Raw genomic sequence first — 12,247 nt, 5'->3', positions numbered from 1 at the left:
TGGCACATCATCGGTGAACGGCCCGGTTAACGGTGGGAGCCAGCCTGCTGGCGATGACGGTGGGTCATCGATATCTCTGTCGGCTGACACTTCGCCATCGCGGGCAAGCCCGCTCCCACAGGACTTGTGCCTGGCACATCATCGGTGAACGGCCCGGTTAACGGTGGGAGCCAGCCTGCTGGCGATGGCGGTGGGTCATCGACATTTCTGTCGGCTGACACTTCGCCATCGCGGGCAAGCCCGCTCCCACAGGACTTGTGCCTGGCACATCATCGGTGAACGACCCGGTTAACGGTGGGAGCCAGCCTGCTGGCGATGACGGTGGGTCATCGACATCTCTGCTGGCTGACACGCCGCTATCGCCAGCAGGCTGGCTCCCACAGGGGATTTGTGGTGCAGCTCCCGCAGCGAACTGGATCTTTCACAGATGATGTGATCGGCACAGACCCTGTGGGAGCTACAGTGCGACGATTCGACTGGCCAGCGATTACGTCAGCAGCGCCACCGCCTCACTGGCCCTTGAACTCGGCCTCGCGCTTGGCGATGAACGCCGCCATGCCTTCTTTCTGGTCGTGGGTGGCGAACGCCGCGTGGAACACCCGGCGCTCGAAGCGCACGCCTTCGGTCAGGTTCACTTCGAAGGCGCGGTTGACGCTTTCCTTGACCATCATCGCAATCGGCAGCGACTTGCTGGCGATCACCGCCGCGACCTTCAGCGCCTCATCCAGCAGTTCGTCGCTCGGCACGATGCGCGCCACGATGCCGCAGCGCTCGGCCTCTTCGGCGCCGATCAGGCGGCCGCTCAGGCACATTTCCATGGCCTTGGCCTTGCCCACCGCACGGGTCAGGCGCTGGGTGCCGCCCATGCCCGGCAGCACGCCGAGGTTGATTTCCGGCTGGCCGAACTTCGCGTTGTCGCCGGCCAGGATGAAGTCGCACATCAGCGCCAGCTCACAGCCGCCGCCCAGGGCGAAACCGTTCACCGCCGCGATGATCGGCTTGCGCCGGTTGGCCACGCGGTCGCTGTCGCTGAACAGATCGTCCATATAGATCTGCGGGTAGGTCAGCTCGGCCATTTCCTTGATGTCGGCACCGGCGGCAAAGGCTTTCTTCGAACCGGTGATGACGATGCAGCCGATGTTCGCATCGGCTTCCAGACCGTCCAGGGCACGGTTCACTTCGCTGACCAGCTGCGCGTTCAGGGCATTCAGCGCCTGCGGCCGGTTCAGGGTGATCAGGCCGACGCGGCCATGGGTTTCCAACAGGATCGTTTCGTAGCTCATGTGCAGATTCCTTCTCAAAGATTGCGCGAAATGACCATGCGCTGAATGTCGCTGGTGCCTTCGTAGATCTGGCAGACCCGCACGTCGCGGTAGATGCGCTCCAGCGGGAAGTCGTTGAGGTAACCGTAACCGCCGAGGGTCTGCAGCGCCATCGAGCAGACCTTCTCGGCCATTTCCGAGGCGAACAGCTTGGCCATCGACGCCTCGACCAGCGCCGGCTGGCCGCTGTCGCGCAGGGCGGCGGCGTAATGCACCATCTGCCGGGCCACGGCGACCTGGGTGGCCATGTCCGCCAGGCGGAAGGCCACGGCCTGGTGCTCGATGATCGGCTTGCCGAAGCTGTCGCGCTCGCGGGCGTAGTCACGGGCGGCCTCGAACGCGGCGCGGGCCATGCCCACCGATTGCGAAGCGATGCCGATGCGTCCGCCTTCCAGGTTGGCCAGGGCGATCCTGTAGCCCTCGCCCTCTTCGCCCAGACGGTTGGCCACCGGCACCTTCACGTCCTCGAAGAGGATCTGGCAGGTGTCGGAGGCGTGCTGGCCGAGCTTGTCCTCGACCCGCGCGACGCTGTAGCCCGGCGAGTCAGTGGGCACGATGAACGCGCTGATGCCGCGCTTGCCGGCCCCCGGATCGGTCACCGCGAACACGATCACGACCCCGGCGTTCTGCCCGGAGGTGATGAACTGCTTGCAGCCGTTGAGCACGTAGTGGTCGCCTTCCAGCCGCGCCCGGGTCTTCAGGCTGCTGGCGTCGGAGCCGGCCTGGGGCTCGGTCAGGGCGAAGGCGCCGAGCATCTCGCCGCTGGCCAGCGGCTTGAGGAAGCGTTCGCGCTGGTCGTCGTTGCCGAACTTGAGGATCGGCACGCAGCCCACCGAGTTGTGCACGCTCATGATCGTCGAGCAGGCGCCGTCGCCGGCGGCGATCTCTTCCAGGGCCATGGCATAGGCCAGGTAACCGGTGTCGCAACCGCCCCACTGCTCCGGCACCAGCATGCCGAAGAAGCCCAGACCGGCCATTTCGCCGATGGCTTCCTTGGGGAAACGGTGCTCGCGGTCCCACTCGGCGGCGAACGGCTTGAGCCGTTCCTCGGCGAACTGCCGGGCCATGTCGCGGATCTGTTGTTGGTCTTCGTTGGGAATCATGGTGAATCCTTAAAAATCACACCGACTGCTTCGTGTGGGAGCCAGCAGGCTGGCTCCTACAGGGGTTGGGGCCTGGCGATCAGTAGAGGCATTCCACGGCCATCGCCGTGGCTTCGCCGCCGCCGATGCAGATCGCCGCCACGCCGCGCTTCAGGCCTCTCTGGCGCAGGGCCGAGATCAGCGTCACCAGGATCCGCGCGCCGGACGCGCCGATCGGGTGGCCCAGGGCGCAGGCGCCGCCGTGGACGTTGAGCTTCTCGTGGGGGATCTCCAGATGGGTCATGGCGGCCATGCCGACCACGGCGAAGGCCTCGTTGACTTCCACCAGGTCGACGTGCTCCAGGGACCAGCCGGTTTTCTTCATCAGTTTCTTGATCGCACCGATGGGCGCCACCGGGAACAGGCCCGGCGTGTCGGCGAACGCCGAGTGGCCGTGGATCACCGCCAGCGGCTTGAGGCCCAGCGTCTGCGCCTGGGACTGGCGCATCAGCACCAGCGCCGCCGCGCCGTCGGAGATCGAGCTGGAGTTGGCCGCCGTCACGGTGCCGCCCTCGCGGAACGCCGGCTTGAGCGAGGCGATCTTGTCCAGCTTGGCCTTGGGCGGCTGCTCGTCGTTGCTGATCACCACCTGTTCCTTGCCGACGGTCACGGTCAGCGGAACGATCTCGTCCTTGAAGGCGCCGTCCTTGATCGCCTGCTGGGCGCGGGTGGTCGAGGCGATGGCGAAGGCGTCCTGAGCCTCGCGGGTGAAGCCGTTGGTCTCGGCGCAGTCCTCGGCGAAGGTGCCCATCAGGCGGCCCTTGTCGTAGGCGTCCTCAAGGCCGTCGAGGAACATCGAGTCCAGTACCCGGCCGTGGCCCATGCGGTAGCCGCTGCGGGCGCGGTCGAGCAGGTACGGCGCGTTGGACATGCTTTCCATGCCGCCGGCGATGACCACGTCGGCGCTGCCGGCCACGAGCATGTCGTGGGCCAGGATGGTGGTCTCCATGCCGGAGCCGCACATCTTGTTGACGGTGGTGCAGCGGGTCGACTTGTTCAGCCCGGCGCCCAGCGCGGCCTGGCGCGCCGGGGCCTGGCCGAGGCCGGCGGGCAGCACGCAGCCGAACAGGACTTCATCGACGGCATCGGCCTTGATGCCGGCGCGTTCGACGGCGGCCTTGATGGCCGCGGCGCCCAGCTGCGGCGCGGTGAGGCTTTTCAGTTCGCCCTGGAAGCCGCCCATCGGGGTGCGGACGGCGCTGACGATGACGATCGGATCGTTGGCGGTGGTCATGACAAATCCTCCTTACTTGGCGGCCATGCGCAAGGCGCCGTCGAGACGGATCACCTCGCCGTTGAGCATGCTGTTCTCAATGATATGCCGAACCAGCGCGGCGTACTCGGCAGGCTTGCCCAGGCGCGGCGGGAACGGCACGCCGGCGGCCAGGGAGTCGCGCACTTCCGGGGTCATGCCGGCCATCATCGGGGTCTCGAAGATGCCCGGGGCGATGGTCATCACGCGGATGCCGAAACGCGCCAGTTCGCGGGCGGCGGGCAAGGTCAGGCTGGCGATCGCGCCTTTGGAGGCCGAGTACGCGGCCTGGCCGATCTGGCCGTCGAACGCGGCGACCGACGCGGTGTTGATGATCACCCCGCGTTCGCCGTCGGCGTTGGCTTCGCTCTCGGCAATCGCCGCAGCGGCCAGGCGCAGCATGTTGAAGCTGCCGATCAGGTTGACGTTGATCACCTGGCTGAAGCTGGCCAGGGCGTGCGGGCCGTTCTTGCCGAGGATCTTCTCGCCGCGCACGATGCCGGCGCAGTTGACCAGCCCGTTGAGGCTGCCGAACGCTTTCACCGTGGCCTGCACCGCGGTTTCGGCGGCGGCCTCGTCGCTGATGTCCGCCACCACGCTGTGGGCGCCGAGGCGCTCGGCCTGGGCGGCCACGGCTTCGGCGTTCATGTCCACCAGCATCACTTTGGCGCCGGCCTTGACCAGCGATTCGGCGGTGGCGGCCCCCAGGCCGGACGCGCCGCCAGTGACGATAAATACCTTGTTCTCGATCTGCATGACGGTTTCCTTGGATTCAAGCTGAAACGTTTTTCGCCGCGGCCTCTTGAGCCTTGGCGATTTCCTGGTTGCGCAGGATGAAGCGCTGCAACTTGCCGCTCGGGGTCTTGGGCAAGTCGCTGACGAATTCGATTTCACGGGGGTACGAGTGCGCGGCCAGGCGCTTGCGCACGTGCTGGCGCAGTTCCTCGGCCAACGCAGGTTCGGCGCGGTACTGCGGGTTGAGCACCACGAAGGCTTTGACCAGCTCGGTGCGTTCCGGATCGGGCTTGCCGACCACCGCCGCCTCGATCACCGCCGGGTGCTCGATCAGCGCGCTTTCCACATCGAACGGACCGACCCGGTAGCCGGACGTGGTGATCACGTCGTCGCTGCGGCCGACGAAGCTGATGCTGCCGTCGGGGTTCCACTCCACGGTGTCGCCGCTCAGGTAGTAGTGGCCGACGAAGGCTTTGGTCGGCGCGCCTTCGTAGCCGGCGAACCAGCACATCGGCGAACGGTCGCGGTCGATGGCGAGGATGCCGGGCTGGCCGGTGCCCAGTTCGTTGTTCTGCTCGTCGAGCACCACGATGCGGTGGCCCGGCGAGGCGAAGCCGGCGGCGCCCAGGTGGATCGGGTGCTCCAGGCCATGGTGGTTGCACAGCACCATGCCCAGTTCGGTCTGACCGTAATGGTCGTGGATGACCACGCCCAGGTTGTCGGCGAACCAGCGGATCACCTCAGGGTTCAGCGGTTCGCCGGCGCTGCTGACGATGCGCAGCTTGCCCTTGATCGACTTGGCGAACTCGTCGCCGCCGGCGATCAGCAGACGGTACGCGGTCGGCGACCCGGTCAGGTTGGTGATGCCGAGCTTGTTGATCACCCGGCAGGTGCTTTCGAGGGTGAAGGGACCGTCGTAGAACGTGATCGGGTGCCCCATCGACAACGGCCCAGTGACGCCGAAATAGATGCCGTAGGCCCAGCCCGGATCGGCCACGTTCCAGAATGCGTCTTCCGGGCGCAGGTCCACGGCGTCGCGGGTGTAGCTCTGGAAGGCGACGATGGCCTTGAGCGGCACCGACAGCGCCTTGGACGGGCCGGTGGTGCCGGAGGTGAACATCAGCAGGAACGGGTCTTCGCCGCTGAGCAGCACCGGTTCGCAGACGTCGGAATGGTTGGCCAGTTCGGCCCAGAAACTGAAGTCGCCCCGCACGATGCCCTGTCCCTTGGCCCCGCCGACGGTGACCACGGTCGGGCAACCGTCGACTTCGGCGAGCTTCGGCCGGTTGACCGCATCGGTGACCACCACTTTGGCCCCGGAGCTGTTCAGGCGGTGTTCCAGGGCCTTGGGCCCGAACGCGGTGAACAGCGGCTGGTACACCGCGCCGATGCGCCAGGTGGCGAACACGGTGATGAGCAGTTCGATGTTGCGCGGCAGCAGGCCGGCGACCCTGTCGCCCTTGCGCACGCCCTGGGCGAGCAGGAAATTGGCGAAGCGCGCGGCCTGATCCTGCAGGTCGCTGAAGGTGTAGGTCGCGCTGGAGCCGTCGCGGCCTTCCCAGAACAGCGCGATGCGACCCGGCAAGGCGTGACGGTCACAGCATTCGACACAGGCGTTGAGCGCCTCGAGCGTGCCGCTGAGGGCGGCGTCCACGGTGTGCTGATAGTTGAACTGTTCGGTGGCGGACAAGTAATCGCGCATTGCCAGAATCCCTCTGTGTTCTTATTAGGTTGGGGAACCGTAAACAACACCGGGATAGTCGCTCCGCACAGGGGGCGCGGCAATGGTCAAAGGCGTCAAGATGGATGACCGGTTTGGCCAAGACTCAGCCGACCCTGTGGGAGTCAGCCTGCTGGCGATGCGGCCCGTCCGTTCACTGCTGGGTTCGGATCAGACCGCCTCATTCAGGATCAGGCTGCGGTAGTGTCCGGGATTGCTCCCCGACCACTTGCGGAACGCCTTGTAGAACGAACTGGCGTCGGCAAACCCCAGGCGCGCGGCGATCTCGGCGAAGCTGATCGACGGCTCCGCCAGCCAGGCGATCGCCAGTTCCTTGCGCACCCCGTCCTTGAGGCCCTGCCAGGTCTGCCCCTCTTCCGCCAGCCGGCGGCGCAGGGTCGAGGCCGACATGCACAACTGCTGGGCCAGCGCTTCGGTTTCCGGCCACTGTTCGGCGGGCAACTGGCGCAGATCGTGGCGGATCCGGCTGGCCAGGCTTTCCGGGTCGCGGTACTTCACCAGGATGTTGGCCGGCGCGTGGGCCAGGAAACGCTTGAGTTCATCGGCGCTGCGCTTGATCGGCAGGTCCAGGCAGTCGGCGGCGAAGATCATCCGGGTGCGCGGCCGGTCGAAGCGCAGGTTCTGCGAGAACATCACCCGGTAGTCGTCGCAGAAGTCCGGCTGCGCGCAACGCAGCTCGATGGACAGGATCGGGATCCGCCGCCCGGCCAGCCAGCAGGCCACGCCGTGGACGATCATCCAGTAGGTGAAATAGGTGAACGCCCGGCGCGGCTCGGGGTCGTCCTCCAGCAGGACGATTTCCGCCAGGCTCTGCTGATGCACCAGTTGCGCCGGCAGCTTCTCCAGCATCAACGACAGGAAGCTCAGCCCGCTGGCCAGTCCCATGGCGAGGTTGGGCTGCGCCATCGCACTGCGGCAGAGGAACGCCAGGCTGCCGGACTTGAGCTTGCGCGGATCCATGCCGAAGAACTCGTCATCGCCGCGCCGGGCCAGCAATCGCCACAGCTTGGCGTATTGGGAGGCCGGCACACGTCCGTCCTCGGATTGCAGCAGCGCCGGCGCGATACCGACCTTGTTCAGCACTTCTTCCGTGGCCTGGCCCGGCGCACAGCTTTGCTGCAACGCCTCGCGCACGAGCTGGATGGCGATGGTGTCTTTTTCCGACATGGAACGCGGCTGATCCGTGGTTGTTCGAGTGCCGGCATCTTAACGCAGCCGCTCAGGCCCGGCACATTTCCTGCGGCGCCACCATCGCCGGCAGGCGAACCTGCATTGAACCGTTGATTCCACAAGTCCCTGTGGGAGCTGGCTTGCCAGCGAAGAGGCCGGCACCTTCCGCATTAAGGGTGGCAGACAGGACGCCTTCGCTGGCAAGCCAGCTCCCACAGGTATTGCTGATGTATTCAGGATCAACGGCCGCCCCAAACCATTGTTGGAGCTTATCTGCAAGCGATAGGCCCGGCGCAGGTTCTGTGGCGAGCGCTGCTCCAGCCATGCAAAAACAGGTTGTTCAGCTAAGGTTCAGGTAAATGTCAACGGATGCCATGTGAGAATGAATTTCATTATGTTACAACTTGTAACCACATTTCCCGACCCCATGGACACCGAATGCTCGTCCCTTTTCTGATCATGTTGCGCGAAGGCATCGAAGCCGCGCTGATCGTTGGCATCATCGCCAGCTACCTGCAACAGACCGGCCGTGGCCAGTGGATGCCCGCCGTGTGGATCGGCGTGTTTCTCGCCGCGGCGCTGGCCTTGCTGGTGGGCGGTGGCCTGGAACTGGTCAGCGCCGAATTTCCGCAGAAGCAACAGGAACTGTTCGAAGGCGTGGTCGGCCTGGTGGCCGTGGGCATCCTCAGTTCCATGGTGTTCTGGATGCGCAAGGTGGCGCGCTCGATCAAGCATTCCTTGCAGGCCTCCCTCGATCAGGCCCTGACCGCCTCCAAGCACCAGGTCATCGCGCTGATCGCCATGGTGTTTTTCGCCGTCGCCCGCGAAGGCCTGGAAACCGTGTTCTTCCTGCTCGCGGTGTTCCAGCAGAGCGAAGGCCCGGCCGCGCCGATCGGCGCCCTGCTCGGCCTGATCCTGGCCGTTGTCGTCGGCTTCCTGATCTACACCGGCAGCATGCGCCTGAACCTCTCGGCGTTTTTCCGCTGGACCGGGCTGTTCATCCTCGTGGTCGCCGCCGGGATCCTCGCCAACTCGGTGCAGGCCCTGCATGAGGCCGGGCTGTGGAACCACTTGCAGACCGTACTGTTCGACGTCAGCGAGACATTGCCGATGGACGGCCCGGTGGGTTCGGTGCTCGCCGGCATGTTCGGCTATCAGGATGCGCCGACCGTCAGCACCCTCGGCGCGTATGTGATCTATCTGACGGTGGCGCTGGCGGTGTTCTTCTACCCGGCGGCCGCCGCCGTGCCCAAGTCCGTCGACAAATCACCTTCAGTCTCCAGCCAGTAAGGGCCTTCATGTCAAAGCCAACCACACTTCAGGCCTCTCCTCCCCGCGCCTTGCGCTGGGCGGTGGCCGGCTCGGTGATCGTGATGATCGCCGCCGGCGGCCTGTTCTACTACGCCTCGAAGATGGCGGCGGCCAAGCGTCAGCTCAACCACGACGAAGTGGTGGTCAACATTCATCCGCGCAGCTGCGAGCCGAATGAACTGACCGTGCCTGCCGGCCATTCCAGCTTCCGCATCGTCAACCGCTCCGACCGGGCGGTGGAATGGGAGATCCTCAGCGGCGTGCTGGTGATCGAGGAGCGCGAAAACATCGCGCCGGGCCTGAGCCAGGTGATCAACGCCAACCTTGCGCCCGGCGCCTACACCATCACCTGCGGCCTGCTCAGCAATCCGCGCGGAACGCTGACCGTGACGCCCACCGCCGCCTCCGAGGCCGCCGCCAAGGCCAAGCCGTCGATGGTCGCGTTCGTCGGGCCGCTGTCGGAGTTCCGTGTGTACGTGGCCATGCAGAGCAGCGCGTTGATCAAGGCCGTCAAGGCGTTGGGTCAAGCCATCGACAGCGGCGACCTCGCCCAGGCCCAGGCGCTGTACCTGCCGGCCCGCGCCGCCTATCAGCGCCTGGCCCCGGCTGCCCAGCGTCTTGGCGAGCTGGACAACGCCATCAACGCCCGCGCCGACTATTTCGAGAAGCGCGAGCAGGATCCGGGCTTCACCGGGTTCCATCGCCTGGAGTACGGGCTCTTCCAGCAGCGCAAACTCGACGGCCTGACGCCGGTGGTCAAGCGGCTGCTGGAGGACGTGACCACGCTCAAGCTGCAGCTGCTGGCCCAGTCGCTGCCGCCGGAGCAACTGGTGGAAGTCGTGGTGCGCAACCTCAACACCCTGGCCGACGTGCGCGCGGCCAGCGGCGAAGAGGAACGCTACAGCCACAGCGACCTCAACGGGTTCGCGGCCAATGTCGAGACCGCCCGCAAGGTCATCGATCTGCTGCGCCCGATGCTGGCCAAATCCGCCGCCGACCTGTTGCCCAAGATCGACGGCGCGCTCGCGGACGTCGACGCCGAGCTCAACGGCCTGAAGGCCGATGGCGCCTACGTCCGCTACGACACCGTCAGCGGCGAAAAGCGCAAGCAGCTCGCCGACAAGGCCAAGACCCTGGCCGACACCCTCGACGCCATTGACCCCGCCCTCGGCCTCTCCGGCCTGTAAGCAGAAGACCATTAGAGATGAATGATTCAGAAGACCTCAACCTGCAACGCCGCCGCCTGCTGATGGGCATGGGCGCCGCCGGCGTCGCGCTGGCCGGATCCGCCCTGAGCTGCCCGGCGATGGCCGCCGCGGCCGAACCTGCGCAAGTGACCGAGGCGCCGAGCAGCGACAAGACCCAGGAGCGCCACGACTTTCATGGCGTGCACCAGACCGGCATCGTCACGCCGCGCCCGGTCGCCGGCATGCTGGTGGCGTTCGACGTGCTGGCCACCGACCGCGACGACCTGGAGCGCCTGTTCCGCACGCTCAACGAACGCATCGCGTTCCTGATGAAGGGCGGCCCGGTGGCGCAGGTCGACCCGAAGCTGCCGCCGCTGGACTCCGGCATCCTCGGGCCGGTGGTGACGCCGGACAACCTGACCGTCACCGTGTCGGTGGGCGAATCGCTGTTCGACGAGCGCTTCGGCCTCGCCAGCCTCAAACCCAAGCGGCTGATACGCATGGTCGGTTTCCCCAACGACGCGCTGGAGGCCGACTGCTGCCACGGCGACCTGAGTCTGCAGTTCTGCTCCAACACCGCCGACACCAACATCCACGCCCTGCGCGACATCGTGAAAAACCTGCCGGACCTGCTGCTGGTGCGCTGGAAGCAAGAAGGCAGCGTACCGCCCCAGGCCCCGGCGAAACCCGGCGCGCCCGCGCAGTCGGCGCGCAATTTCCTGGGCTTTCGCGACGGCTCGGCCAACCCCGACTCCACCGACGCCGGCGTCATGGATCGCATCGTCTGGGTGCAGCCGGGCAGCGACGAACCGGCCTGGGCCGCCCACGGCAGCTATCAGGCGGTGCGGATCATCCGCAATTTCGTCGAGCGCTGGGACCGCACGCCGCTGCAGGAACAGGAAAGCATCATCGGCCGCGTGAAGACCACCGGCGCCCCGATAGGCGCCCACCATGAGACCGAAGTGCCGGACTACAGCCAGGATCCGCAAGGCAAGCTGACCAAGCTCGACGCCCACATCCGCCTGGCCAACCCACGCACCGCCGCCACCCAGGCCAACCTGATCCTGCGCCGGCCGTTCAACTACTCCAACGGCGTGAACAAGAACGGCCAGCTCGACATGGGCCTGCTGTTCATCTGTTACCAGGCCGACCTGGAAAAAGGCTTCATCACCGTGCAGACCCGCCTCAACGGCGAGCCGCTGGAGGAATACCTCAAGCCGGTCGGCGGCGGTTACTTCTTCACCCTGCCGGGTGTGACGGGCGACAAGGACTTCATCGGTCGCTCGCTGCTCAACGCTGCCCATCCAAAAACAACTGCATAGCAACAGGAGCCGCCGTTCCCATGAAAAAAACGCCTCTCGCGTTACTGCTGACCTTAGGTCTGCTCAACACCCCGCTTTCGGCCTTCGCCGAGACCGCGCCGCTGGATCTGGTAGGTCCGGTGTCGGACTACAAGATCTACGTCACCGAGCAACTGGATGAGCTGGCCAGCCACACCCAGCAGTTCACCGACGCGGTGAAGAAAGGCGATCTGGCCACCGCGCAGAAGCTCTACGCGCCGACCCGCGTGTTCTACGAGTCGATCGAGCCGATCGCCGAGCTGTTCAGCGACCTCGACGCCTCCATCGACTCCCGCGTGGACGACCACGAAAAAGGCGTGAAGGCCGAAGACTTCACCGGCTTCCACCGCATCGAGTACTCGCTGTTCTCCGAGAAAAGCACCGAAGGCCTGGACGCCTTGGCGGACGGCCTGAACAAGGACGTCAAGGACCTGCAGGCCCGCGTCGCCGGCCTGACCTTCCCGCCGGAGAAAGTGGTGGGCGGCGCGGCCGGGTTGCTGGAGGAAGTGGCCGCGACCAAGGTGTCCGGTGAGGAAGACCGCTACAGCCACACCGACCTGTACGACTTCCAGGGCAACATCGACGGCGCGAAGAAAATCGTCGACCTGTTCCGTCCGCAGATCGAGAAGCAGGACAAGGCGTTCGTGGCCAAGGTCGACAAGAACTTTGCGACCGTGGACAAGATCCTGGCCAAGTACCGCACCAAGGACGGTGGGTTCGAGACTTATGACAAGGTAAAAGAGAGCGACCGCAAGGCGCTGGTGGGGCCGGTCAATACCCTGGCGGAAGACCTTTCCACGTTGCGCGGAAAGCTTGGCCTGAACTGAGTTTTTGCAGTGTTCTGAAGGGCCCTGTCGCGGGTAGGCCCGCTCCCACATTGGATCTGCGTCGTACGCAGATCCCTGTGGGCGCCAGCCTGCCGGCGATAGCGTCCACCTCGGCTGTGCGGCGCTCTCGCTGCCGCCATCGCCAGCAGGCTGGCTCCCACAAAGGATCCCCGCAGTCCGCAAGCCACCCCACAAAAAGCTGGGGTGAACGGGCCTTTGT

Annotated in this window: 10 protein-coding genes; 4 read left to right on the top strand and 6 right to left on the bottom strand. The window is 65.8% G+C overall.

The genetic code is table 11. The features are described from left to right. Nucleotides 1–509: 509 nt before the first annotated feature. The 6 genes from ACIP0B_RS07080 to ACIP0B_RS07055 all read right to left on the bottom strand — a co-directional run bounded on the left by ACIP0B_RS07080 (nucleotide 510) and on the right by ACIP0B_RS07055 (nucleotide 7,359). Nucleotides 510–1,283, bottom strand: a complete 774-nt coding sequence (locus tag ACIP0B_RS07080; protein WP_085583085.1) for an enoyl-CoA hydratase — start codon at nucleotides 1,281–1,283, stop codon at nucleotides 510–512. A 14-nt stretch (nucleotides 1,284–1,297) separates the two neighbouring features. Next, complete coding sequence (locus ACIP0B_RS07075; RefSeq protein ID WP_400830780.1) at nucleotides 1,298–2,425, bottom strand: acyl-CoA dehydrogenase; 1,128 nt, start codon at nucleotides 2,423–2,425, stop codon at nucleotides 1,298–1,300. Between the two features lie 79 nt (nucleotides 2,426–2,504). Continuing rightward, complete coding sequence (locus tag ACIP0B_RS07070) at nucleotides 2,505–3,698, bottom strand: acetyl-CoA C-acyltransferase (protein ID WP_400830778.1); 1,194 nt, start codon at nucleotides 3,696–3,698, stop codon at nucleotides 2,505–2,507. A gap of 12 nt (nucleotides 3,699–3,710) precedes the next feature. Continuing rightward, complete coding sequence (locus ACIP0B_RS07065) at nucleotides 3,711–4,472, bottom strand: SDR family NAD(P)-dependent oxidoreductase (RefSeq protein WP_400830777.1); 762 nt, start codon at nucleotides 4,470–4,472, stop codon at nucleotides 3,711–3,713. A gap of 16 nt (nucleotides 4,473–4,488) precedes the next feature. Beyond that, nucleotides 4,489–6,153, bottom strand: coding sequence for an AMP-binding protein (locus tag ACIP0B_RS07060; RefSeq protein ID WP_400830775.1), 1,665 nt, complete (start codon nucleotides 6,151–6,153; stop codon nucleotides 4,489–4,491). Between the two features lie 189 nt (nucleotides 6,154–6,342). Continuing rightward, nucleotides 6,343–7,359 (bottom strand): AraC family transcriptional regulator, encoded by a 1,017-nt coding sequence (locus ACIP0B_RS07055; RefSeq protein ID WP_400830773.1) that lies wholly within the window; start codon nucleotides 7,357–7,359, stop codon nucleotides 6,343–6,345. Nucleotides 7,360–7,800: 441 nt separating this feature from the next. Between ACIP0B_RS07055 and efeU the strand changes: the two genes are divergently transcribed. The 4 genes from efeU to efeO (ACIP0B_RS07035) are packed head-to-tail and all read left to right on the top strand — an operon-like array spanning nucleotide 7,801 to nucleotide 12,027. Further along, nucleotides 7,801–8,652, top strand: a complete 852-nt coding sequence (gene efeU / locus ACIP0B_RS07050; RefSeq protein ID WP_400830772.1) for an iron uptake transporter permease EfeU — start codon at nucleotides 7,801–7,803, stop codon at nucleotides 8,650–8,652. Between the two features lie 8 nt (nucleotides 8,653–8,660). Further along, the gene (gene efeO, locus ACIP0B_RS07045) at nucleotides 8,661–9,860 is read left to right on the top strand and encodes an iron uptake system protein EfeO (protein ID WP_400830771.1); all 1,200 of its coding nucleotides are present in this window, start codon (nucleotides 8,661–8,663) and stop codon (nucleotides 9,858–9,860) included. Nucleotides 9,861–9,877: 17 nt separating this feature from the next. After that, the gene (gene efeB, locus ACIP0B_RS07040; RefSeq protein WP_400830769.1) at nucleotides 9,878–11,182 is read left to right on the top strand and encodes an iron uptake transporter deferrochelatase/peroxidase subunit; all 1,305 of its coding nucleotides are present in this window, start codon (nucleotides 9,878–9,880) and stop codon (nucleotides 11,180–11,182) included. Nucleotides 11,183–11,202: 20 nt separating this feature from the next. After that, on the top strand, nucleotides 11,203–12,027 hold the full coding sequence (gene efeO, locus ACIP0B_RS07035; RefSeq protein ID WP_400830767.1) for an iron uptake system protein EfeO: 825 nt from the start codon (nucleotides 11,203–11,205) through the stop codon (nucleotides 12,025–12,027). The last annotated feature ends 220 nt before the right edge of the window (nucleotides 12,028–12,247 follow it).

It is taken from the genome of Pseudomonas sp. NPDC089534 (assembly GCF_044749305.1).
Classification (GTDB): Bacteria; Pseudomonadota; Gammaproteobacteria; order Pseudomonadales; family Pseudomonadaceae; genus Aquipseudomonas; species Aquipseudomonas ekonensis.
The sequence above is the reverse complement of the archived record's forward strand: the minus strand, read 5'-3'. Positions and strand labels throughout refer to the sequence as shown.